Origin of the sequence: Paraburkholderia sp. BR14320 (assembly GCF_040948665.1) — a bacterium.
Taxonomy (GTDB): Bacteria; Pseudomonadota; Gammaproteobacteria; order Burkholderiales; family Burkholderiaceae; genus Paraburkholderia; species Paraburkholderia youngii.
Window position 1 is genome coordinate 139088 of record NZ_JBFPKG010000010.1, and the last position, 23126, is coordinate 162213.

The following is a 23126-nucleotide window of genomic DNA, read 5'->3' on the forward strand; positions in this document are numbered from 1 at the left end:
ACGAGCCTCCTAGCGGAGCTCGCGCTGCACCTCTTTGGTATTGCCGCGCCGCCGGCGGGTCGTGCGTCAGTTCTTCAGATGCGGCGGATCGATGCGATCGACGTTGTCCGCGAGCCGCTCGCGCAGCCTGCCGCGATCGATGTCGTGGACACTGCCGCCGTCGGCGAGATCGAACGCATGCGCGGCCGCCGCGCCCATCGCGATGCACGGCCCCATCACCCGCACGCTCGACAGCGCGGTCGCATCCGCGTCGATGCAGCGGCCGGCGGCGATCAGGTTGTCCGCGTCCTTCACGACGAGGCTGCCGAACGGCACGGTATGCAGATGGTCGTCGCCGAACGGCTTCCATTCATAGCCTTCGGCGCGATCGTGCAATTCGATCGGCCACGACGTGCGCGCGACCGCGTCGGGAAACTGCCGGGCGGCGATCACGTCTTCGGAACTCAACTGCTGCTCGCCGACGATCCAGCGAGTCTGCCGGATGCCCGGCAGACCGTAGCTGCGGATGTGCGCGTTGCGGTAGATATGCGGATACTCTCCGCGCAGGAACTCGAACGCGCGGTCCGCCTGGTCGCGTCCGATGAGCGCCGTGTGCGACGCCGCCATCGGTTCGAGCGGCGTCTCGATGTGCGTCATGTTCGCGATGCCGATATTGCGGCCACGGAAATAGAACACGAGCCCGTCCTTGCGCTCCAGCCCGTACGCGTGCGCCTTTTCCTCGACGCGCTCGCGAAACGCGGGCGGCGTCGGCAGATCGGTTTCGTCGAGGTTCTCGAGCACGATCATCTGCGTGCCGCGAATCGGCGTTTCCGGCTCCTGGCAGTCGAAGCCGGCCAGCCACGTGAGCGCCGCGTCGCCGCTCGCATCGACGAAGCCGTTCGCCGCGATGCGCACGTCGCCGTAGCGCGTCGCGACTTCGAGCTCGCGCACCCGCCGCCCTTCGCGCACGACGTCGCGCAACACCGCGCCGAGCACGACCGTGATGCCGGCGTCGAGGATCTTCTGCTCGATCCAGCGCGCGAGCGCGACTTCGTCGTACAGCACGACGGTCGTCAGCGGCCCTTCCTTGTAGTGCAGCGCGCCCTTCTCGCCGAGATCGCGCAGGATGCCGTCCGCGATGCCGTGCGTCACCTGGAAGCGCTGCGGCCCGTTCGAGAACAGCCCGCAGAACGTGCCGATGATCGAGTTGACCGCCTGGCCGCCGAGCGCGGGCAGGCTGTCCACCAGCACGACCTTGCGGCCAAGCGCGGCCGCTTCGAGCGCAGCCGAGGTGCCTGCGATGCCCGCGCCGACGATGCACACGTCAGCGTCGAGTTTCCAGCCCGTCGGTTGGCCGCCGCGGCGGACGATACGAGTACCAGTCTTCAAAACATTTCCTCCTTGAAAAACCATCGCGGTTGCGCGCGGCGAGATCAGGCGCGGTTGCGTTTGAGCACTTCGACGACGCCACGCTCGGCATCGACGCGCACCCAGTCGCCGGTTTCGATCACGTCGAGCGGATCGATGTCGAAGTCGGTCAGCGACGGCGCATGGCTCACCACCGCGCCGAGCGCGATCTTCGTGGTCATCTCGTTGAACAGCATCGCGGCCGGCGCGGTGCCGGCGATCCGCGCGATATGGAACTGGCTCGACCAGCCCGACGAGCCCTTCGCGCCGGGAAACACCAGCACCTTGTTCGCGAAGCTCTGGCCGCGCAGTTCGTGACGGGTCTCGATGATCGTGCCGGTGCGCGGGTCGATGCCGCCCCAGCCGGAGATGCGGTCGCGCGTGACGAGCGCCTCGCCCTCGACATAGCCGCCGACCACCTTGCGGCCGCGCAGCACGATCGGTGCGGCCGGCTCAGGTGCGGCCGGCTCAGGTATGGCCAGCTCAGGTATGGCCGGCTCAGGTATGGCCAGCTCAGGCGCGGCCGGCTTCTCGTTGTTCATGCTCATGCAGCCAGCCCTCCAGTCCAGCGGCCGCTCACCGCGGCCTCGATGCAATCGGCCGTGGTGCCGAACCAGGCCTGCACGCCCATGATCGCGGGCAGGTAGTGCGCCTGCTTCGCCGAGTCGAGCGCGACGACGCGCGTGCCCTTCGGCATCACGCGGCCGATCGCCGAGCAGGTGTCGGTCATCAGCACGCCGCCCGCGTCCTCGATCAGCTTCGTATAGCCGGCCTGGTCCGCGAGCTGACGGGTCGCGCGCGCGGTGAAGATCCACAGTTCGGTATTCGCGCCGATGCGGCGGCCTTCGAGTAGCTGGCAGACCTCCCAGATCTGCTCGATCGAATAGTGCGGACAACCGAGCATCACGAAGTCGACCTGCGCGTCTTTCGCGGTGGTGTTCACGCGCTCGTACGCGAGGCGCCGCTCGGCCGCACCGTAGCGAATGACCTCGAGCGGCTTGCGGCCGCGGAACGCTTCGTCGCGCGTGCGCGCCTCCGGTGTCTGGCCGACGATGTGATACATCTCGACACCGCCCGAGGACGCCGCGGCCGCGCCGAAGTGCTTGAGCTTCGGCAGGTTCGGCACGTCGCGCAGCCCGTCGATCACCGGAATGCGGTCCTGCACGAGCTCGCCGACGTAGTAGCCGAGCAGCCCCAGTCCTGCACCGTTTTCACGTCGATGTCGAGCTCGATCAGATGTGTGCCGCCGCGGTTTTCGTCGAGGTGCAGACCCCAGTACGGAATCTTGCCGGTCAGCATCGCGGCGCCGGTGCTCTCGCGCCCTTCCGCGTTGGTGCGCGCGCCGAGCACCGCGTTGATGTAAATGACGGCCGACGATTCCATCCACGCGCAATGCTCGCCGCGCACCGGCACGTTGCCGGTCAGGTACGGCGCACAGGTGTTCAGCGGCTGGATGCCGAGCCGCCCCGTGAACGCCTCGCCCTGGCGGTACAGCTTCACGACCTCGCTGTCGATGCCCTGACGCTGCGCATGCTGCGGGTCGAGCCCCTGCTGCAGATGGCTGCTGAACACCCTGGCCTTCGGCACCTCGACTACCTCAGGGCTATCGAGGTTGAATTCGGAAAACACCGCGTCGAGGCCGCCGTGCTTCGCCGCGTAATCGCGCAGGAACGGCATCGTCGCGCCGACCGTGCCGCACACGTTGTTCGTGTCCACCAGCCTCGGCGCGCCGAGCGCCTCGCCGTAGCGCACCAGCAGATCCATCGCGCGCTGCACGGCCGCGCCGTCGCGTCCGTCGAGCATCGCCCGTTCGTCGTCGTTCAGCTGCATTTAGCGCACTCCGTGGGCAGGTTCGAGTTGCTCCGCTTGCGGCGCCGCGTGCCGGTCGATGTCCACCGTCGTCGCGCGCCGCAGCTCGCGGCGCACCGACAGATCGTGACGGCGGCCCCGGTGCAGCGTGCAGCGGTTGTCCCAGATCACGAGGTCGCCGGGCTGCCAGCGATGCGAATACACGAAGCGGCGCGCGGTCGCGTGTTCGAGCAGGTCCATCAGCAGCACCCGTCCTTCGGCAAGCGTGCGATCGGCGATATGCGTCGCGTGCGCGCCGATGAACAGATGCCGGCGTCCCGAACCGGCGTGCTCGCGCACGAGCGGCCAGCGCACCGGCGGCAGCGCGTTGCGCTGCTCTTCGCTGTAGTCGGTGTCGCCGAGCAGGAAGCGCGAGTGCAGCGCGTAGTGCTCCGCTTCGAGCCCTTCGAGTTCGCGCTGCTCGCGCGGCTCGAGCGCATCCCACGCGGCGCGCATGTCCGCGTATTCGGTCTCGCCGCCCGACTCCGGCACGACCACCGCGTGCAGCATCGAATAGCGCGCGGCCGGCTGCTGAAACGAGCTGTCGCTATGCCACAACTGGTTCGCCAGATTGCCGACGATGCGCCGGTGCGCGCGGTCCGCGATCTGTCCGGACTCGTCGACGTTCGAAATATCCGCGAGCTCCTGGTACGCGAGCCGCGCATGCGGACGCGCGACGCGCTTGAAACCGAGATCGAGCGGCCCGAGCGAGCGCGCGAACGCGAGCTGCTGATCCTGCGTGAGCGGCTGAGCGCGGAACACCAGCACCGCGTAGCGGTTCATCGCGGCGTCGATCGCGCACGCGAGCCGTTCGGAAACCGGCGCCGTCAGATCGATGCCGCTGGCGAGGCCAACGAAATCCGGATGCGCGGCGTCAATGGGCACGACTTCAAGCGACATGGGCTGCTCCTGTTTGAGAGTTGTCCGGCGCGGCATCGTCGCGGCGACGATGCAGACGGCCGAGAGCGAACGCGAGCACCGCGACGAACGCGACCGGCACCGCGCCGAGGAAGAACAGTTGCTCGACCGGCAGATGCGCGGACATCAGCATCCCGCCGATCACCGGCCCAGCGATCGCGCCGATCTTCTGGATGCCGACCGCCGCGCCCGTGCCTTTCGCGCGCAGCGCGGTCGGATAAACGAGCGCCGCGACCGCGTTCAGGCCGAACTGGGTGCCGACCACCGTGAAGCCGGTCAGGAACACCGCCGCGACCAGCATTGGACCCGGCAGCCCGGTGCCGAGCAGCGCGACGAGGGGCGTGCCGACGAGCGGCAGCGCAGTGATGATGATGGCGCCGCGTGTGTCGACGAAGCGCATCAGCGCGAGGCCGCCGAGCGTGCCGCCAAGCTGGAACATCGTCGATACGAGCGCCGCCTCGCGCGGTGCAAGGCCGACGCTTTCGATCAGCACCGGCAGCCAGCTGCTGAGGAAAAACAGCGCCATCGAGTTCGCGATGTACACGGCCCACAGCACCGGCGTCAGCGCGCGCAGCCGTCCCGCGAACAGCAGCCGCAGCGAGCCGTCGCGGCCGTCGCCATGTGCGTCACCGCCCGAAGCGCCGCCGGTCGCGAAGCGCGCCCCCGGCGCGACGTGGAAACCCGGCGCGATCCGCGCGACGATTCGCGCCACTTCGGCGTGACGCCCCTTGAGCGTCAGAAAGCGGATCGACTCGGGCACCGCGAACCACAACATCGCGCTCGACACGAGCGGCGCGATGCCGCCGATCACGAACACCACCTGCCAGCCGAACTTGGGCACGAGCCAAGCGGACACGAGGCCGCCGACGCTGCTGCCGATCGTGTAGCCGGTGTACATCAGCGTGACCCACGTCGCGCGCCAGCGCTTCGGCGCGAACTCCGTCGTGTACGCGATCGCGTTCGGCACCACGCCGCCGATGCCGATGCCCGCGAGGAAACGCAGCACGAGCAGCTGGTCGAGCGCGGTGGCGCGCGACGCCGCGAGCGTGAACCCCGCAAGCACGACGCTGCCGATCACGATCATGCGCTTGCGGCCGATCACGTCGCCGAGATAGCCGAGCACGAACGCGCCGATCATCGTGCCGAACACGAATGCGCCGAACACCGGGCCGAGCACGCCGTGCTCGAGATGCCACGCGCGGCTCAGCGCCGGGGCCGCGAAGGCCATCGCAGCAAGGTCGTAGCCCTCGGTCATCATCATCACGCCCATCGCGACGATCAGCAGCACGCCGAAGCGGTTCGTCTGCTGCCGCTCGATCACCGTGCCGATGTCGATTACGGTCTGGTCGCCCATCTCAACGCTCCCGCGCCGGGCGGTCCGCGCCGAGAACCGCGCCTTGCGGCATCGTGCCGACCGTCGCGCGATAGATCTTCAGCCAGCCGGTGTCGTTGACCGGCGCGGGCCGCTGCCACGCGGCGCGACGCCGCGCCAGCTCGGCTTCGCCCACCTTCAGATCGCAGACGCGCCGCTCGAGGTCGATCTCGATCGTGTCGCCGTCCTCGACGAACGCGAGCGGGCCGCCGGTCGCCGCCTCCGGCGACACTTCCGCGACCACCAGCCCCTTGCAGACGAGGCCGGACAGATGCCCGTCGGTCAGCATCGCGACCTGCTCGGACAGGCCCGCGCCGTCGATCGCGAACACCACGCGCGACGCACCGCCGCCCATCGCCGGGCCGCCGCACACGCCCGCGCCGCGCATCACGACGACCTTGCCCGGTTGCACACGGCCATCCTTGATCGCCGCGATCGCATCGTCGGAGGTGGAGAAACAGATCGCCTCGCCCGTGAAGTGGCGCTGCTTGGTCGGCGAGATGCCGAATTTCACGATGCCGGCTTGCGGCGCCAGGTTGCCGCGCACCAGCACGATGGCCGGATGGTTCGCGAACGCGCGCTCCGGCGGGCGGATCACGTCGTCGTCGGCGATCCGGACATCGGCCAGGTTGTCCTTCACCGTGCGGCCGGTCACGGTCAGCGCGCCGGTGTCGAGCCATGCTTCGAGCCGCTTCATCACGCCGCGCCCGCCGCCCGCCGCCTCCAGTTGCTCGATCGTGTGCGAGCCGACCGGACGCACGCCGGTAAGCACCGGGATCTGCGCGGCGAATTCCTCGAACAGCGCGTACACGTCGACATCGAGCTGGCCTTCGGCCGCGACCGCCTGCAAGTGCTTGACCGTGTTGATCGAGCCGCCGACCGCGAGCACCGTCTTCACCGCATTCGCGAACGCGCCGCGGGTGAGGATGTCGCGCGGCTTCAGGTCGTCGCGCACCATCTCGACGATACGCGCGCCGGCTTCGCGGACGAACGCGAACATCCTGTCGCTATTGGCGGCGACCGGCGTGCTGCCGGGCAACGACATGCCGAGCGCCTCGCTGACCATATGCATCGAGTTCGCGGTGCCGAGACCGGAGCACACGCCCGGCCCGCGAATCGCGTTCTGGCTCATGCCGATCAGGTCTTCGACGGGCAGCTTGCCGGTAAGCGTATGCATCGCGCCGACGAACACGTCCTCGATGTCGACATGCTCGCCGCGGAATTCGCCGCTCGGCTGATAGCCGCACGCGACGACGATGCTCGGGATGTTCAGCCGCGCGGCGGCCATCAATTGGCCCGGCACGGTCTTGTCGCACGAAGCGAGGCACACCATGCCGTCGAGCTGCGCGCCTTCGACGGCCACTTCGATGTCGTTCGTGACGAGGTCGCGCGCGGCCAGCATGTACGCGCCGCGCGCGCCCGCGCCGGTGATGAAGTCGCTCGGCGCCGCGGTGCGGATTTCGAACGGCAGCGCGCCCGCCGCCCGGATCGCCTGCTTTAGTTGCGCGGCGATGCCGTCGAGGTGGCTAAAACAGGTAGCGAGCTCGGATGAGGAATTGACGATGGCGATCTTGGGCTTGTCGAGGTCTTCCTCGCTGATGCCGAGATTGCGCCATTGGGCGGCGCGCACCGCGCCGAGATAGGAACCGCGCGGGAAATTGCTGCGCAACGGGCGTTGCGGCTTGCGTCCATCGGACATGGCGTCTCACTCCTTTGTTGTGGAAACGATGTTAGGAAGCACGATAAAATCCGTCAATTATGTGACATCGATAGGCATCATCCAAACCATGGATATTCGTCAGGTCGACCTGAATCTGCTGAAAGTGTTCGATGCGCTGCTGAAAAAGCGGCATGTGACGCAGGCGGGCGTGAGCATCGGGCTCAGCCAGCCGGCAATGAGCTATGCGCTATCGAAGCTGCGTGAGCTGTTCGAGGACCCGCTGTTCGTGCGCACGGGTCGGGGTATGGAGCCGACGCCGCGCGCGCAGGCGCTCGGCGATCCGGTTGCGCGGCTGCTGGATCTCGTGCAGACCGAAATCCTGCCGATGCCCGAATTCCGTCCGGCCGAGTCGTCGCGCAGCTTCGTGCTGTGTATGTCGGACATCGGCGAAATGGTGTTCCTGCCGCGCCTGCAGAACTTTCTCGACAAGACCGCGCCGCACGTGAGCATCAAGACGGTCGCGCTCAGCATGCCGGAGTTGGAAGAAGGTCTGGCGAGCGGCGACGTCGATCTCGCGATCGGCTACTTTCCGGGTTTGAACAGCGAGTCGCTGAAGCGCAAAGCGCTGTACCGGCATTCGTACGTGTGTATCGCGCGCGAAGATCATCCGGAAATCGGCGACACGTTGTCGCTCGATCAGTACCGCGCGGCCGCGCACGTGATGGTGCATCCCGAAGGCCGCGAGCAGGACGTGCTCGCTCGCACGCACGAACGCCTCGGGATTCGCATCAACGTGCGCTTCAGCGTGCCGCGTTTTATCGGCGTGCCGTTCGTCGTCGCCGGCTCGGACATGATTGCAGCGGTGCCTCAGGCGGTCGGGCGGCGCTTCGCGGAGTTCGTGAACGTCAAGCTGCTGCCGCTACCCTTCCCCGCGCCCAAGTACGACTTTTATCTGCACTGGCATCCGCGCTTTCATCACGAGCCGGCCAACCGCTGGATCCGCGATGCGATGAGCGAGCTGATCAAGGGGCCGATGCAGCACGAGCCGTTGCCGAATACGAAACGGACGCGCTTGAACGCGGCGCTGTAGCGCACGCTGTTACGGCGCTACGCGCTCATGATGCGGCAGTGGCGTCGCTCGCGTGGATCAGCAGAATTGGCGTTTGCGTGATTTGCAGGACCCGCCCAGCGACGCTGCCGAGTATCCAGCGTGTGATGCCGCGCCTGCCATGCGTACCCATCACGATCAGTTGCGCCTCCCAGCCGCCCGCCTCTCGCACGATCGCATGCGCAACGTCATCGTCGGTTCGGTTCGTCCTGACGAGCGCCGTCGAGACCCGCGCCGACACGCGCGCCAGAATCGGCTCCGCAGCGGCTATTGCCTCGTTGCCTTCGCCGACGAACGAGTCCTCGAGCGAATCGATGGGGATCCAATCGGAGAGTCGCACCGCGCGATCGATCACATAAACCGCTCGCAATTCGGTGCCGGACGTAGCGAACCGTATGCCGTACTGCAACGCGGACATCGACTGAGAACTTCCATCGACCGCGAACAGGATGCGTTCGGGCAGCTCGCTATGCGTCGTGCTGTAGCTCTGCGGAACGACCAGCATCGGGCAGCGCAGACGTCTCGTCAGCCGTTCGGACACCGTACCCTCGGCCCAACGCTGCAAGCCTTGATGTTGACGCGCGCCCACCACCATCAGGTCGGCTCTCCATGTGTCGGCCGCATCGATCAGGGCATCCACGACGTCGTTACCGCGTTTCGCGAGGTCGATGACTTCTGAGTCGATACGTGCATCACACGCGGCTAGCGATCGTGTCGCTCGTTCGAGCGCCTCGACCGCATCGCGGAGCAATTCGTCGCGAGCCAGATCCAGCATGTGGCCGACGCGCCGGCCCGTCGGAAAAAGCGTATGGGGATTCTCGGCCACGCTCACGAGGCGGACGTCGCATCCGGCGGGAAGGAGGTTTCGCGCGTAGTCGAGCGCCTGTCGAGAGGCTTCCGATGAATCGACTGCGATCAACACTCTGCGCGGCAGCGTCGAGATGGCGTCGCGTGAATGGAGAGAATTCATGGTTGGCTCCGTACTCGCAGGTTTGCAGCGTTCCGATCACCATCCTACTGCCGAAGACTCGTGGTTGGTTGATCAGGATCAACTGCTGCGGACCGATGGTCGGTTAGGCGCGGCGTCGATTCCGGGCGGCCAGTTCCTGCAGATACGACAGGGTTGGACCTGGCCACGAGGACGTTTCTGTCTGCGCGAGATCCCACACAACACACGTCATTTAGCCCACGGAAATCCCCAATGCCGTCGACCTTGCATTCCGGTCCTGGCAAATTACCCTTCTAAAGCTAGCCGTTCGGGATTGAATGTACTGCTCTGAGGTGCGTTCCGACCACCCACGAGCACAGCTCGTCTGCTGTTATCTCTTCAGGAACTCCGACCATGCCCGACCGGCAAACAATCATCACGCAGCTCAAGGAGCTCGGCCGCGGCCAGCTCGAGAACTTCAATATGTCCGAGCCGCAGCGCAAGGCGAACGCGAAAACCGGTGCGTTGCCAGTCGCGGGCTACTCGCCCGACAATGGCTACTGTCATGGCGTTTGCGTGGACTGGATCCGGCGCGTGTTGCAGGGCGGGCGGCCGCGCTTCGGCCCCAACCCGGAGAAAAACACCAAGGCAAGCTACGACTACCATACGCGGCGGCAGGGGCAGGCGAAGCGGCAGGGGTACGCCTGGGCCAGCTTCGACAAGATCAGCAACCACTACATCGATCTCGCGAATGTGCAGAAGCAGAGCAACAAGGCTGCCTACGATCAGGCCTACGACAAGTACGTCAATGACTATCAATTGATGTCTGACGTGTACCAGCAACTGATTAGCGATTACAACGACCACATGTACCTCGGTGAGGCACACCAGGTGCAGATCGGCTACGGCGCCAAGCTGCAGAAGATTTTTCCGCAGTTGAAAACACCGCCGGCGGTGCTCACAGTGCTTCAGCTCGATCAGCTTTCGGAGAGGGTCCTGGAGAGACACAATGCACTGGAGGCACCGGTGCAGGCAACAGCGCCGTCACTCTCGGACACTCACAAGAGTAGCTTCGCCGCCTTCACGAAAAACATCGACGCGAAATTTCCGAAGAAAAGGAAGTTCGGCGGCATCGCGCTGCTGCAGAAGAGCCCGATGAAGCAGTATGGTTCACTGCTAGCGGCGATCGAGGATGTGACGAACCCCGCGCCGACGGACTTCTCAATCGGCCGTGCAATGACGCTCGGGTTCGGCATGCAGAATGGCAACGAAGACTCTGGACACGCCGTCGCCCTCTACTGGCATCCGGGTGACTTCTTCATCCTGCTGGACCCGAACTACGGCATGTTCATCTACGAACGGCTCGCCGGCGCGAAGTCGGTCGGCTCGGCGCTGAGTTACCTGTTCGGCACCGCTTACCCGGAGCCCGGCGTAGTGGTGACGAATGGCGTCGACTACGAGATCTACGCGAAACGCGACGCCTGAGCGGCCCCTCTGCGATGCCCCGCTCATCGCACAGGGCCGTCCACGATCAAGCCCGGGGCGCTTGCCGTTCCTCCGACGTCATCATTTCCCCCGGGCGGCGCAGCATCTTGTCGACCTCGCCCGCGTGCATCTCTTCTACGTGGATCATCTGACGGGCGAACTCCTCGAGTGCCACCGAGCGGTCTTCCACCAGCGCCAGCAGGTCGCGATACAACTGCAACGCGACATTCTCGGCTTGCAACGACTCGCGAAGGATCGAAGCGATATCGAAGGTATGCGAGTCGAGCAGAGGACCGATCGCCAGCGACGGATAGGCGCCCAGCGTGGTGATCCATTCGCCCGCCTGCTGCGCGTGCAGCAACGATTCATCCGCCTGAGCGCGCAACCACTCCCTGATCGGGATACGTCCGAATCCGAAAACAAGGAACGAATAGTGCGTATATCGGACGACGCCGGCCAACTCGGATTCGAGAATCCGGTTCAGCACCGCAACCACGTCCTCCTTATTGATCTCGGCCATTTGAACTCTCCTTTCACTCAAACCGTCGCCGCACGCTCAAGCACCCTTCCCCTTCTTCACCCGCTCGATCTGCTGCTTCGCCGCCTGATACACCGCATCAGGCGTGAAACCGAACTTCTTCTTCAGATCCGCAATCGGCGCCGACGCGCCGAACGTATGCATGACGACCTGCGCGCCGAGCCGCCCCGTATACCGATCCCAACCGAGCGACGCAGCCTGCTCGACCGCGACGCGCGCCTCGACGTCCGCCGGCAGCACCGACTCCTGATACGCGCCGTCCTGGCGCTCGAAGATGTCCCACGACGGCATCGACACGACGCGCGCCGCGATGCCCTCGCTCTTCAGCTTCTCGTACACGTCGGCGCAGATCGACAGCTCGCTGCCGGTCGCCATCAGGATCACCTCGGGCTTCTTGCCATCGGGCGCATCGGCAAGCACGTACGCGCCGCGCTTGACGCCGCTCGCTGACGCATAGCGGCTGCGGTCGAGCGTCGGCAGCGGCTGGCGCGACACGACGATGCACGCCGGCCGATGCGGCTGCGTCAGCGCGACCCGCCATGCTTCGGCCGCTTCGTTCGCATCGCCGGGACGCAGCACCGTGAGGCCGGGCACGCCGCGCAACGATGCGAGCTGCTCGATCGGCTGATGCGTCGGACCGTCTTCGCCGACGCCGATCGAATCGTGCGTGAACACATAGATGGCCGGCACTTCCATGATCGCGGACAGGCGGATCGGCGGCTTCATGTAGTCGCTGAAGATCAGGAACGTCGAGCCGTAAGCGCGCAGATTTGAAAGCGCAAGCCCGTTGAGCACCGCGCCCATCACATGTTCGCGAATGCCGAAGTGCAGATTGCGGCCGCCATAGCTATCCGCCTGGAAGCTGCCGGCGCCTTCGAATTTCAGGTTGGTTTTCGTCGACGGCGACAGGTCCGCCGCGCCGCCGATCATCCACGGCACGCGCGCGGCAATCGCATTGAGCACCTTGCCCGACGATTCGCGCGTCGCGATGCCCTTCGGGTCCGCGTCGAAGCTCGGGATGTCGCTGTCCCAGCCCTGCGGCAATTCGTGCGCCTGCATCTGCGCGAATTCGCGCGCGAGATCCGCGTACTGCTTCTTGTAGCTGTCGAACTTCGCCTGCCATTGTTCGCGCGCCGCCTTGCCGCGCGCGCCGATGCCTTGCGCGAAGCGTTCGTGCACGCCCTCGGGCACGTAGAAGAACTTGTCCTCGGGCCAGCCGTAGAACTTCTTGGCCAGCGCGACTTCGTCGACGCCGAGCGCTTCGCCGTGCGCGGACGCGGTGTCCTGCTTGTGCGGCGCGCCCCAGCCGATGATGCTGTGAACCACGATCAAAGTCGGCCGGTCGGTCACGCTCTTCGCCTCGATCAGCGCCTTTTCGAACGCGGCGGTGTCGTTCGCATCCCCGACGTTCAGTGTGTGCCAGTTATAGCCGTGAAAGCGGCTCGCTACGTCGTCGCTGTACGCGAGGTCGGTATGGCCTTCGATCGTCACGCGGTTGCTGTCGTAAATCCAGATCAGGTTCGACAGCTTCAGATGCCCCGCCAGCGAGGCCGCCTCGTGCGAGATGCCTTCCATCATGTCGCCGTCGCCGCACAGCGCGTACACGCGGTAATCGAACAGCGGCGCGTCCGCGCGGTTGAAGTGGTTCTCGTACCAGCGCGCGGCCATCGCCATGCCGACGCTATTGCCGAGCCCCTGGCCAAGCGGTCCCGTGGTGGTCTCGACGCCGGTCGTCATCCGGTACTCGGGGTGGCCGGGCGTATTGCTGTCGATCTGGCGGAAATGCTGGATGTCGTCGAGCGACACGGCCGGCGCGCCGGTCGGCTTGCCGTGTTCGTCGACGGCTTTCACGTTGGCCAGATGCAGCAGCGAATACAGGAGCATCGATGCATGCCCGACCGACAGCACGAAGCGGTCGCGATTCGGCCACAGCGGCTCGTCAGGGTCGTAGCGCAGATGGTGTTGCCACAGGTGATAGGCGATCGGCGCGAGCGCCATCGGCGTGCCGGGGTGGCCGGAATTGGCCTTCTGCACGGCGTCCATCGACAGCGTGCGGATCGTGTTGATGCACAACTGGTCGAGGGAGGGATCGTTTTGCATGGGACGCTCCTTGTTCGGCAATTCGGGAGACGGCCGACGCACACCGCTGAGCGCGCGGACGGATCGGCGCATCGTGTCGACATGGAAAACGCGCGCGTCCGGGCGTGTCCCCAGGGACGCGAAGCCGCACGTGGAACCGCACACGTGCCGAAGTTACTGCCGAAAGCGCGCGGGAAAATCGCGGCGAAGCCCACAGATGATGCGCCTAACCGCGCAACTCTGCACGCCACCCCGCAACAGACCGGCTGCTTCGCGAACGACGAAGTTCACGCCGCCTGCAGCCAAAGCTCGACCACCGGACCATGCTTGCCGTCGATCGGATCGAGCGGCGGAAACGGCAGCGCCAGCATGTCGGTGAATTCCTGCGGCGTCAGCGCTTCGCGGCGGATGTCCCACTGCTGCCCCAACGGATAGCCCGCCACCACCTGAAAATGCGGCTCGAACGATTGCAGACAATGACCGGTGCCAGCCGGCAGCAGCAGCACGTCGCCCGCATGCAGCCTCACCACCCGTCCGCCCGGTCCGCCGACGATCACTTCGGCGCTCGCGTCGGTCACGCCGAGCACCTCGTGCGCGGTCGCGTGAAAGTGATGGAAGTCGAAGATGCTGTTGCGCCACTGCGCGGGCCATGCATTGCGCTCGAACAGGATTTCGAACGCGGCGGGCAGATTGCCGCTGCCGGGCGACAGCGCGCGCCGGTACAGCACGACCGGCAGCTTGCTGTTGTTCGGCACCCAGTCGTGCGGTTCCAGCATGAAAGCTTCGTATTCGGTCTGCGCGGCGTCGAAGCCGTGCTTTGACTCGTTGAACATGTTTGCTCCTGGCTTGTGATGCGGTTGCCGCGAACCGGCGGTCCAGCGTCGGCTAGCCGCCGCCGATCCCCTGCAGCACCTTGCCCGTGCCGCCGCACACGGTGCAGCGAGCACCGTCGACCTTGCCGGTGCCGTGGCAGGCGCGGCAAATGTCTTCGCCCGCGCCTGGTGTGTTGGGCGGCGCTTCGTCGCCGGGGTTCATCGATTCGGTTGAATTGTCCGGTTGCATGCGCTTTCTCCGGTTGAAGGTTGACGGATTGGATGCTCGGGCTGGCTCGCAACGCACCGCGTCATTGCTCGCCCGGCTGCTTGCGATGCGATTCGCGCCCGCCGCCGCCCGGCGGTTCGGCGTGCTCGCCGGTGCCGAGCGGCACTTCGGCGCCGTGCCGCGGGCTCTCGCTCGAGCGTGGCGGATTGGTCGCTTTATCCACGCCGGTCTGCACGACCGGTTCGATGCCGAGCGGACTCGGCTCGACGTAGTGGGTGCCGCTCGGTTTGTTGCGGGCCTTGACTTCGTCGGACACCGCGGGCGCGGCGCGCTGATCTGGCCGCGCGGACTGCTCGCCGCCTGGTGTCGCGCCCGGCTGCTGGGTGTCGGTGTTGGTCGATTGGGGATCTGGCATCACGCCCTCCTCGTGGGTTCTGCCGTCGATTCGCGTCGTGACGCGGCATCTCGAACGGGCACCTGGTTAATGCAGCAACATTCGAGCCTTGCCGCCGAAGTCCGAGCGTAGCGCGACAGGCACGGCCATTGCGATTTCGATGGCAGTAGCGCCGCACGTTCGCTTTGTAAAAAGTAGAACCCAAAGGAGAACCCCATGAGCATCACGACTATTCGCGTATCCGACACCGAGGTGCAAGTCGAGCGCACGCTGTACACGTTCGCGCAAAAGAGCGACGCCGATGCGTTCCAGAACTGCCTCGTCGAAGGTCCGGTCGACACCTGCTATCGCGATCATCCGCCGCTGTCGACGCGCCCCACCGTGCCCGACGAACATCCGGACGATCCCGCGCGTGGCAGCACGATTTCGCCGTCGCTCGGCGGGATGCCTTGATCGCGTCTGCGCGTGTTGCGGGACAAGCACCACACCGGCTGCGCGCGCTCAGCCTTCGGGTGCGGCGCGATCGGCCGCGACGATCTCGCGGCCATACGCAATCGCGGCGCGGCGAGCTTCGTCGGCGGTCGCATAGGGGCCGATCTGCGGTGCGCCGTCGAACGGAAACAGAATCCGCCTGTCCGCTTTCCTCACGACCCTCAGTCCACCTATGTATCGGCCGTCGCCTGTTCCGTGATAGCTGGCGAAAATCTCGAACTCGTCGTCAGCAACGTCGGCCTTGTGTCGCGCCATGTGCGTTCCTCTGCCTGTGTTTTGCGGGGGGATGTCCGATGCGAGCCGGGCGCGCGCGGTCATCGCGATGCGGCGTGTGCGAAGTTTCAGCAAGTGGTGTTCCACACAACGGCACCCGTCGCCATGCGGCACGAGCATTGCGCGTCTGAACGAAGACTTTGTGGAGACCCTGATGGATTTACCTGACACGAGCCGGCAAGCGCCCCGTGCAATCGGGACATTCGACCTGGACGCACGACCCCTGACGCGGATTTCGATGCAGTCGCCGCATCTGCATCTGCATGTGCCGACGCCGCCCGAGGTCGACCCCGAGATCCCGCCTAAGACGCCGCCGCCGAACATCGACCCCGATCCGGTCCCGGACGACCCGCTCGGCGACCCCCACGAACCACCGGAAGGCGACCCGCCCGCGGCACCGCCGCCGTTGCACGCATGGCGCCGGCGTCTGCACGGAGATCGAAGCTTGCCATGAGCGCGCCCGACCTGGACGACAACCTCACTGTCTATCGGCGCGCGACACAGAGCGGGACCACCGAATGGTGGCGCGTGACGATGCGAAGAATCTTCGCGCGACGCGGCGTTACGGGGTGGCCGCCCGCATCGTCGCGATCGGAGTCAGGAATTCGGACACGCCGGTCAGGATGATCTGCACGCCGATGCATAGCAGCAGGAACGCCGACACCCGCAATGCGACCTTGGTGCCCTCGACGCCGAGATAGCGCGCCAACACGGTCGCGCGGCTATAGATCAGATAGACGCAGACGGCCACCGCGAACGTGATCGCGACCGACGCGATGCCCGAGATCACGAACGCCGACAGCTTGTGCGTGCGATTCGCGGACAGCGCGATCGCGGTCGCGATCGAGCCGGGCCCGGTGGTCAGCGGCACGGTGAGCGGAAAGAACGCACGGGCCTTCGCGGTCTCGGCATCGACGCGCTTGACGTCCGTCTGCTCGGCCGGCGTGTCCGGTGCATTGAGCATCTGCCAGCCGCCCACGGCGAGCGCGAGCCCCCCGCCGATGCGCAACGCCTCCATCGAAATACCGAAGAAATGCAGGATCGGCGTGCCGATGAAGAACGCCACCAGCAGCACGCAGGCGGCGTTGATCGCGACCTTGCGGGCAAGCGCGTCGCGCTCGTCGAGCGTCAACGATGCGGTCCGATCCAAAAAAACGAACGCGCCTCCGAACGGATTGATGATGCTGATCATGCCAATGAAACCGAACATAATGTCCGAGATCAGACTTTCGACCATGTGCTTGTCCGTGTGTCTACGTGTGCCTGCATGTGTTCGCGCGGGTTCGCGCCCGCGCGCGGCGCCGGTCATGAATCCAGCCCGCCTCGCGCGGTCCGGAAAATGCTGCAATGCTCGCAGATCCTATCGCGGCGCGCCAGTCGCCCCAGTAAAAAAGCCGCGCGATACCTGGCGCGTCACGTCGCGTCCCGCTTTGCACCGCAGCATTCCGCGCGGGAAAGATGCAATTGCAACGGTCGAAACCTCACATTTATTTTGACCGACTTTACGGGAGCGAAGCATCCGGCATACAGTCATCAGCGAAGCCGGAATTTCAACGACACATAACTACTGGTTCGAGGAGTTGCCCGCATGCTTCTTCGTGTACTTGCCGCGTTGCCGTTCATCGGCATTCTGGTCGGCGTTACGTTTGTCAATCGGGTCGAGCCCATCGTGCTCGGCATGCCGTTCGTGCTGGCCTGGATCGTCATGTGGGTGGTGTTGAGCGCGATCATCATGGCGATCGTCTACAACCTCGATCCGTCCAACCGGCGCGTCGCCGCCAATGGCGAGGAGGTTCGCCCATGAGCGCACTCGTCATCATCGCTGCCGTTACGCTGTTCGCGCTGTTCCTCGGCGTGCGCGCGAGGCGCGGCCACGACATGAGCCTCGAGCAATGGAGCGTGGGCGGCCGCAGCTTCGGCACCGCGTTCGTGTTCCTGCTGATGGCCGGCGAAATCTATACGACCTTCACGTTCCTCGGCGGCAGCGGCTTTGCGTACGGCAAGGGCGCACCGGTCTACTACATCCTCGCGTACGGCACGCTCGCGTACATCCTGTCGTACTGGATGCTGCCGCCGATCTGGCGCTACGCGAAAGCGCACCGCCTCGTGTCGCAGCCGCACTTCTTCTCGCGCAAATACGAAAGCCCGGCGCTCGGCACGCTGGTCGCGCTGGTCGGCGTTGCCGCGCTGATTCCATATCTGGTGCTGCAATTGAAGGGCCTCGGCATCATCGTCGCGACCGCGTCGTATGGCGTGATCTCGTCGACGGCGGCGATCTGGATCGGCGCGATCGTCGTGACCTCTTACGTGATCGTGTCGGGCGTGCGCGGCTCCGCATGGAACTCGGTGGTCAAGGACCTGCTGATTCTCGCGATCGTGCTGTTCCTCGGCATCTATCTGCCGCTGCATTACTACGGCGGCTTCGGCGCGATGTTCCGCACCATCGACGCCGCCCGTCCCGGCTTCCTGACCTTCCCGGCGCACGGTTCGAGCGTCGTGTGGTTCCAGTCGACGGTGCTCCTGACCGCGCTCGGCTTCTTCATGTGGCCGCATACGTTCGGTTCGATCTTCACGGCGAAGGACGAGCGGATCTTCCGCCGCAACGCCGCGATCCTGCCGCTCTATCAGCTGATCCTGCTGTTCGTGTTCTTCGTCGGCTTCGCGGCGACGCTGCGCGTGCCGGGCCTGAAGGGCGCCGACATCGACCTGTCGCTGTTCCGCCTGTCGCTTCAGACGTTCGATCCGTGGTTCGTCGGCGTGATCGGCGCGGCCGGTATCCTGACCGCGCTGGTGCCGGGATCGATGATTCTGACCTCGGCCTCGACGCTGCTCGCCAACGACGTCTATCGCGGCATGGTGAACCGCAAAGCGTCGGATGCATCGGTCGCGATGATCGCGCGCGTCCTCGTGCCTATCGTGGCGCTGGTCGCGGTCTTCTTCACGCTGAACGGCGGCGAAACCATCGTCGCGCTGCTGCTGATGGGTTACAGCTTCGTCACGCAACTGTTCCCGGCCGTGATCTGCAGCCTGTTCCCGCACAACCGCGCGACGAAGCAAGGCGCGTTCTGCGGGATCATCGCGGGTGTCGCGGTGGTCACGCTGACCACGACGCTGCACTGGAGCGTCGGTCAACTGATGCCGTTCCTGCCCGAGGCGCTGAAGGACGTCAACATCGGCTTTCTCGCGCTCGCGGTGAACGTGATCGTGTTCGTGATCGTCAGCGCGGTGACGCAGCCGAGCGCGGCCGAGCAGGAGAAGCACGCGTCGGTGCATTGAAAGACAGCTACGGCTGATGCATCTGAAGGGGCTGTTCGCTTCGGCGACAGCCCCTTATTCTTCCGGTTCACGGTTTGACCGCTCATCCCTCGATCCACGGAGCCCCGACATGTCCTACGTTCTCTACTACTCGCCTGGCGCGGCCAGCATGCCCGTGCACTGGATGCTGCTCGAAATGGGCGTGCCGTTCGAAGCGCGCCTCGTCGATATCGACGCGGGCCAGCAGCATGATCCCGACTATCTGCGTTTGAATCCGGCCGGACGCGTGCCGACGCTGGTCGTCGATGGCGTGCCCCGGCATGAATCGGCCGCGCTGCTGATGCTGCTCGCCGAGCGCCACGCCGACGCCGGGTTCGCGCCCGCACCCGGTTCGGCCGCGCGCGGCGAATGGTTCGAGTGGATGATCTACCTCGCGAACACGCTGCTGCCCGCGATGCGCGACTGGTTCTACGCCGGCAGCGACGGCGACCCGGCCGGCGCCGACGCGGTGCGCGCGCTCGCGCAACGCCGCATCGAAGCAGCGTGCGAGCGGCTCGACGCGCATTTCGCGAGCGGCCACGCGTACCTCGCGGGCGATATGCTCAGCACCGCCGATCTGCTCGCGCTCGTACTGATGCGCTGGACCCGCAACATGCCCCACCCGGCGACGGTGGGCTGGCCGCATCTCGCGGGCTATATCCGCAGGCTGCGCGCACGGCCGGCGTTCATCGAGCTCAATGAGCGCGAGAAGCTGACCGAGTGGCGCAACGAGGCTCAGTAACGCCCGGCAGCTTCACATCGTCGCTTCCCTGCCCGTCTGCGCCGCGAATGCGAAGCCGTTCTTGCCGTCGCGCTTGACCTGATACATCGCGGCATCGGCGGCGGCGATCAGACGGCGGTGATCGTCGACGTCGTCGGGATAGCTCGCGATGCCCACGCTCGCGCGCACGCGGCCGATTCCCATCTGCTCGTCGGTCTCGACCACGCAGGCCATCAGCCGGCGCGCGATCTCGGCGAGCTCGTCATCGCCGGCGAAGGTGCGCACCAGCACCGCGAACTCGTCGCCGCCGATGCGCGCGACCAGATCGCCTTTGCGCACCGACGCGCGAAACCGCTCGGACACCGCGGCGAGGAACTCGTCGCCGGTGCGATGCCCGAACGAATCGTTGACCTGCTTGAAGCCGTCGAGGTCGATATACAGCACGGCGAGGCGCGGCTCGACGGCCGCGGTCCGCGCATTCCTGGCGGCGGCGTCGAGCGCGCCCAGCAGCTTGCGGCGGTTCGACAGGCCGGTCAGCGAATCGTGCAGCGACGCCAGTTCGAACTCGTGCGACTGCCCCGCGAGCTGGCGGTTGCGCTTCGCGTACATGCCGAGCGCGGTGATCAGCATGCAGAACAGCAGCGCGGCGAGCGCGATCAACGTGCGCGCGACGTGCGCGACGCGCAGCCGCACGTCGGCGCTCGACGCATCGCGTTGCGCGCGCCAGTAGGCCGAGACGCTGCCGAGCACCGCCGCGACGGCTTCGGGCGTCGCCTGGGTCGGTGACATCGACGGAATGGGGGGCGCCGGCGACGGACTCGCGTTGACGAGCGCCGCGAGCGACGCGAAACGCCGCGCGAGTTCCGCGCGCGCCGCGTCATAGGCCGGCACGAACGACGCGTCGTGGCTCGCCGGAGTGTCGGCCATGCGCTTCCACGCGGCCAACTGTTCGCGCGCGCTGTCGACGCGCTCGACGGCTTCGAGCACGAGGCCCGCGTACTCCTGCTTCAGCTGATCGGAAAACACCGTGCGCATCTGCGTCGCCACATACAGCAGGCCGAACAGCAGACACAACAGCGCGGCCACGGCGACGCTCGCGGGCCCCGGCCGGAAGCGCCATACCGGCGCGCGCGCGCGCGCGGCGCCGCGCAGCCCCGCTTGCCCCGCTGACCCGGCGAGCGCGTGCTCAGGGGTGGGAGTAGGGATCTCGTTGCTGTCGGCCGTTGTCATGTTGACGATAGCTCACGCGTCGAAAGAACTGTCCGATCCGCGCAAACAGACCGCCGTTGTGCTGCGACGACGCGCGCCGCTCCTGCTGCGCGACGCGCGTTTCTTTCGCATGTTGACCGCCCGCGGGCTTCGCGGTCGAATTCGCGACGTGCCGCACGGAGCGCGGCGGTGGCGTCGGAACAATCGGGGCGGTGGGCGGGTCGTCCGACAGACCGGCCGACAGATCCGCCGAGGCATCGACCGGCGTATCGGCCAGCGCGGCGGTGAGGTTCGGGTCAGGCGTACTCGGGTGGATCTGACCGGACCACACGGCCGGGTTGGTGTCCTCGAAGCCGCCGTTCGCGCCGGCCGTTGCGAGCGCGACATCCGACGCGGTGGGCTGCGCGGCTGATTGCGCGGTGGCGGGCGTGGCGGCCTCCTGCGGCGCGTGCGCGACGGCCACCGTCGGCACCGCGGGCGCCGACGAACCGAGCGCCTGGCGTGCGCCCGCGATGGCATCCGCGTAGGTCTGCTGATCCTGGTTGAACCAGACACCGTAGGCGACGGTGCCCATCACGCCGAAGGTCAGCGCGCCGGCTGCCGCGAGGCACAGCGCGAGGCGGCCGAAGCGCGGCGGCGGTACGCCCGATTCGTCCGTGCCGTCGGGTTCGAAAGAGGAACGGCTGTCCGTGGTGGAATGACGCAAGTCGGTATCGTCGGGATCGGTAGCCATCGCAATACGCTCCGGGTATGCCACTTCCTGCTGACAAGCTGGCGCACTGGCGAGCCGCCGCGTAAGCCGCGCTCGCGGGCTGCCGCCGCACGCAATGCTCAATGAATGTAACCCTGTCGCGAACGGCCGACAACACAGCAGCGTTGCGTTTCCGCCTCGCTTCCAGGTGCTTCAAACGACGCCGTCAGACACCGCGTAAGTTGGCAAAAAAGTGCGCAAAGCTGGTAAAAACTCCAACTCCGCTAATCGCTCGATAGCCAGCCGCCCGCCCGCCGTCACCGCGACGCCCGATGCGACGCGGGTTCCGCGAAACGCGCCATCGCGGTCGCCGTTTCGCATGCAACAAGCGGGCCTGAAGGCGCACTCATGCGCGACCCCGATAGCGCCGCTTGAAACCCTCGTGAGACTGAGCGCCGCGCGCCCTTAAGCAGCATCGCGCGAACCTGCTACCGTGCGAATTCCCGAAGCCGTTCGCGCCCGGTGGTAAGGTCACCTGCCGCATGTCGCGAACGCGCGCCATGCCTCACCCGGCCCGGCCTGACGCGGCCCCGGCCCACCTCATCGGTCAGCATGAGAATCATGTCGAACAGGTATCAGCACAAACCACTCACGCCGTTGCGCCGCGCGCTCGCGCGCTTTTCTCTTTCAGAAACCGCCAAGTACACGAAGCTGACGCTCGGCCTGTGGATCGGTTTCGGCATCCCGTACCTGCTCGGCTTTCCCGACGCGGCCGTGCCGCTCGCCGGTTCGACGATGCTGACGCTGGCGCTCGGTAGCTCGATTTCGGCGGCGCGAAGCTACTTCTACAAACGGGTGTTGTCCAACGTGGTGGCGATGCCGATCGGCACGCTGCTGATCTGGCTGACCGCGCCGCACCTGTGGATGGCTGCGGCGCTGCTGCCGCTGGTGATCTTCAGCATCGTCGCGCTGCGGCCGTCGCTGTTCCAGATGACCAGCATCACGGTGCCGATCACGCTGGTGCTCTATACCGGCGAACATCTGCCGCTGCTCGAACAGCGCCTGATTGGCGTGGTACTCGGCATGTTCCTCGGCTTCGTGATCCAGCAGATCGCGTTTCCGCCCGATCACGGCTATTGGGCGAACACGCTCGTCAACGACGGCAACGAACTGGCCACCGATGTCGTCGCGCAACTAGCCGCGGGTCAGTTCGACAAAGCGCAGATCAAGCCGGCAGCCTCGAAGCTGCGCACGCTGAGCACGAACCTGAAGCAGGCGCACCTGCTGCTGAAGACCGACCTCGAGCAGGCGTGGGTGTCGCCGCATCTGAAGCGCAACGCGGCGCGGCTGCCGGTGTTCGCGTGCTATCAGGAGACTTTCGATTCGCTGGTCAACTTTCTCGAAACGATGGACACGTTTCACGATCAGTTCGCCGCGCTCGACGCCGGCTGGCGCGAAATGTTTCTCGCGCGGCTCGCGCGGCTCGTCAGCGCTCACCGGCAACTGGCCGAGGCGGCGGACCTGCGCGTCGAGCGTGCGCCGCTCGACGCGCCGCCGCTGCATATGGAGGACCTGCGTCAGCTGACCGAGGACCTGCCCGCGTCGAACGTGTTTACGAGCGTGTACCTCGGGCATCTGACCGGCTACGGGATTCTGCTGTGCCGGTTGAGCGAGCTGCATACCGCGTGA

General features: G+C 66.1%; 23 protein-coding genes and 1 pseudogene. 8 read left to right on the top strand and 16 right to left on the bottom strand.

Going from position 1 to position 23126, the window contains the following annotated elements; genetic code table 11:
* Positions 1 to 66: 66 nt before the first annotated feature.
* The 6 genes and pseudogenes from AB3X89_RS12975 to AB3X89_RS13000 all read right to left on the bottom strand — a co-directional run bounded on the left by AB3X89_RS12975 (position 67) and on the right by AB3X89_RS13000 (position 7223).
* Entirely contained in the window at positions 67 to 1392 is a 1326-nt protein-coding gene (locus AB3X89_RS12975) for an FAD-dependent oxidoreductase (RefSeq protein WP_368583630.1), read from the bottom strand.
* Positions 1393 to 1412: 20 nt separating this feature from the next.
* Complete coding sequence (locus tag AB3X89_RS12980; protein WP_368583631.1) at positions 1413 to 1934, bottom strand: DUF126 domain-containing protein; 522 nt, start codon at positions 1932 to 1934, stop codon at positions 1413 to 1415.
* A pseudogene (locus AB3X89_RS12985) lies at positions 1931 to 3216 on the bottom strand (aconitase X). The gene AB3X89_RS12980 and the pseudogene AB3X89_RS12985 overlap by 4 nt, the downstream one beginning before the upstream one ends.
* On the bottom strand, positions 3217 to 4134 hold the full coding sequence (locus tag AB3X89_RS12990) for a TauD/TfdA dioxygenase family protein (protein ID WP_368583632.1): 918 nt from the start codon (positions 4132 to 4134) through the stop codon (positions 3217 to 3219).
* Positions 4124 to 5506 carry an MFS transporter gene (locus tag AB3X89_RS12995; protein ID WP_368583633.1) on the bottom strand — a complete coding sequence of 461 codons (1383 nt, stop codon included), beginning with the start codon at positions 5504 to 5506 and terminating at the stop codon, positions 4124 to 4126. The genes AB3X89_RS12990 and AB3X89_RS12995 overlap by 11 nt, the downstream gene beginning before the upstream one ends.
* A gap of 1 nt (position 5507) precedes the next feature.
* Positions 5508 to 7223, bottom strand: a complete 1716-nt coding sequence (locus AB3X89_RS13000; RefSeq protein WP_368583634.1) for a dihydroxy-acid dehydratase — start codon at positions 7221 to 7223, stop codon at positions 5508 to 5510.
* Between the two features lie 88 nt (positions 7224 to 7311).
* On the opposite strand from AB3X89_RS13000, the gene AB3X89_RS13005 reads away from it, so the two are divergent.
* On the top strand, positions 7312 to 8274 hold the full coding sequence (locus AB3X89_RS13005) for a LysR family transcriptional regulator (RefSeq protein ID WP_368583635.1): 963 nt from the start codon (positions 7312 to 7314) through the stop codon (positions 8272 to 8274).
* A gap of 25 nt (positions 8275 to 8299) precedes the next feature.
* On the opposite strand, the gene AB3X89_RS13010 is transcribed toward AB3X89_RS13005, so the two are convergent.
* A complete protein-coding gene (locus AB3X89_RS13010) occupies positions 8300 to 9262 on the bottom strand; it encodes a universal stress protein (protein ID WP_368583636.1) in 963 nt (320 codons plus the stop codon).
* Between the two features lie 372 nt (positions 9263 to 9634).
* Here AB3X89_RS13010 and AB3X89_RS13015 point away from each other — a divergent pair, with 372 nt between their 5' ends.
* Positions 9635 to 10705, top strand: coding sequence for a hypothetical protein (locus AB3X89_RS13015; protein ID WP_368583637.1), 1071 nt, complete (start codon positions 9635 to 9637; stop codon positions 10703 to 10705).
* Between the two features lie 46 nt (positions 10706 to 10751).
* Here AB3X89_RS13015 and AB3X89_RS13020 read toward each other — a convergent pair whose 3' ends face one another.
* The 5 genes from AB3X89_RS13020 to AB3X89_RS13040 form a co-directional block, all read right to left on the bottom strand.
* Positions 10752 to 11225 carry a bacterioferritin gene (locus AB3X89_RS13020; protein ID WP_368583638.1) on the bottom strand — a complete coding sequence of 158 codons (474 nt, stop codon included), beginning with the start codon at positions 11223 to 11225 and terminating at the stop codon, positions 10752 to 10754.
* Between the two features lie 36 nt (positions 11226 to 11261).
* A complete protein-coding gene (gene tkt / locus AB3X89_RS13025; protein ID WP_368583639.1) occupies positions 11262 to 13343 on the bottom strand; it encodes a transketolase in 2082 nt (693 codons plus the stop codon).
* A gap of 266 nt (positions 13344 to 13609) precedes the next feature.
* Entirely contained in the window at positions 13610 to 14155 is a 546-nt protein-coding gene (locus AB3X89_RS13030; RefSeq protein WP_368583640.1) for a cupin, read from the bottom strand.
* A gap of 52 nt (positions 14156 to 14207) precedes the next feature.
* Entirely contained in the window at positions 14208 to 14384 is a 177-nt protein-coding gene (locus AB3X89_RS13035) for a hypothetical protein (protein WP_176123809.1), read from the bottom strand.
* Between the two features lie 61 nt (positions 14385 to 14445).
* Positions 14446 to 14778, bottom strand: coding sequence for a hypothetical protein (locus AB3X89_RS13040; RefSeq protein WP_368583641.1), 333 nt, complete (start codon positions 14776 to 14778; stop codon positions 14446 to 14448).
* Positions 14779 to 14973: 195 nt separating this feature from the next.
* Between AB3X89_RS13040 and AB3X89_RS13045 the strand changes: the two genes are divergently transcribed.
* Positions 14974 to 15210: a hypothetical protein gene (locus tag AB3X89_RS13045; protein ID WP_368583642.1), complete on the top strand. Its 237-nt coding sequence runs from the start codon at positions 14974 to 14976 to the stop codon at positions 15208 to 15210.
* A 48-nt stretch (positions 15211 to 15258) separates the two neighbouring features.
* Here the strand turns inward: AB3X89_RS13045 and AB3X89_RS13050 are convergent, their stop codons facing one another.
* Positions 15259 to 15504 carry a DUF6723 family protein gene (locus AB3X89_RS13050; protein WP_368583643.1) on the bottom strand — a complete coding sequence of 82 codons (246 nt, stop codon included), beginning with the start codon at positions 15502 to 15504 and terminating at the stop codon, positions 15259 to 15261.
* 172 nt (positions 15505 to 15676) lie between these two features.
* Here AB3X89_RS13050 and AB3X89_RS13055 point away from each other — a divergent pair, with 172 nt between their 5' ends.
* Positions 15677 to 15976: a hypothetical protein gene (locus tag AB3X89_RS13055; protein WP_368583644.1), complete on the top strand. Its 300-nt coding sequence runs from the start codon at positions 15677 to 15679 to the stop codon at positions 15974 to 15976.
* A gap of 108 nt (positions 15977 to 16084) precedes the next feature.
* Here the strand turns inward: AB3X89_RS13055 and AB3X89_RS13060 are convergent, their stop codons facing one another.
* A complete protein-coding gene (locus AB3X89_RS13060) occupies positions 16085 to 16759 on the bottom strand; it encodes a MarC family protein (RefSeq protein WP_368583645.1) in 675 nt (224 codons plus the stop codon).
* 351 nt (positions 16760 to 17110) lie between these two features.
* On the opposite strand from AB3X89_RS13060, the gene AB3X89_RS13065 reads away from it, so the two are divergent.
* The 3 genes from AB3X89_RS13065 (at position 17111) to AB3X89_RS13075 (ending at position 19558) form a co-directional block, all read left to right on the top strand.
* Positions 17111 to 17326, top strand: a complete 216-nt coding sequence (locus tag AB3X89_RS13065) for a DUF3311 domain-containing protein (protein ID WP_013091742.1) — start codon at positions 17111 to 17113, stop codon at positions 17324 to 17326.
* Complete coding sequence (locus tag AB3X89_RS13070) at positions 17323 to 18798, top strand: sodium:solute symporter (protein ID WP_368583646.1); 1476 nt, start codon at positions 17323 to 17325, stop codon at positions 18796 to 18798. The genes AB3X89_RS13065 and AB3X89_RS13070 overlap by 4 nt, the downstream gene beginning before the upstream one ends.
* A gap of 109 nt (positions 18799 to 18907) precedes the next feature.
* Positions 18908 to 19558, top strand: coding sequence for a glutathione S-transferase family protein (locus tag AB3X89_RS13075; RefSeq protein ID WP_368583647.1), 651 nt, complete (start codon positions 18908 to 18910; stop codon positions 19556 to 19558).
* 12 nt (positions 19559 to 19570) lie between these two features.
* On the opposite strand, the gene AB3X89_RS13080 is transcribed toward AB3X89_RS13075, so the two are convergent.
* Both AB3X89_RS13080 and AB3X89_RS13085 read right to left on the bottom strand, forming a co-directional pair.
* Positions 19571 to 20767, bottom strand: a complete 1197-nt coding sequence (locus AB3X89_RS13080; protein WP_368583648.1) for a diguanylate cyclase — start codon at positions 20765 to 20767, stop codon at positions 19571 to 19573.
* Positions 20724 to 21479: a hypothetical protein gene (locus AB3X89_RS13085; protein WP_368583649.1), complete on the bottom strand. Its 756-nt coding sequence runs from the start codon at positions 21477 to 21479 to the stop codon at positions 20724 to 20726. The genes AB3X89_RS13080 and AB3X89_RS13085 overlap by 44 nt, the downstream gene beginning before the upstream one ends.
* Before the next feature lie 579 nt (positions 21480 to 22058).
* Here AB3X89_RS13085 and AB3X89_RS13090 point away from each other — a divergent pair.
* Entirely contained in the window at positions 22059 to 23126 is a 1068-nt protein-coding gene (locus AB3X89_RS13090; protein ID WP_368583650.1) for an aromatic acid exporter family protein, read from the top strand.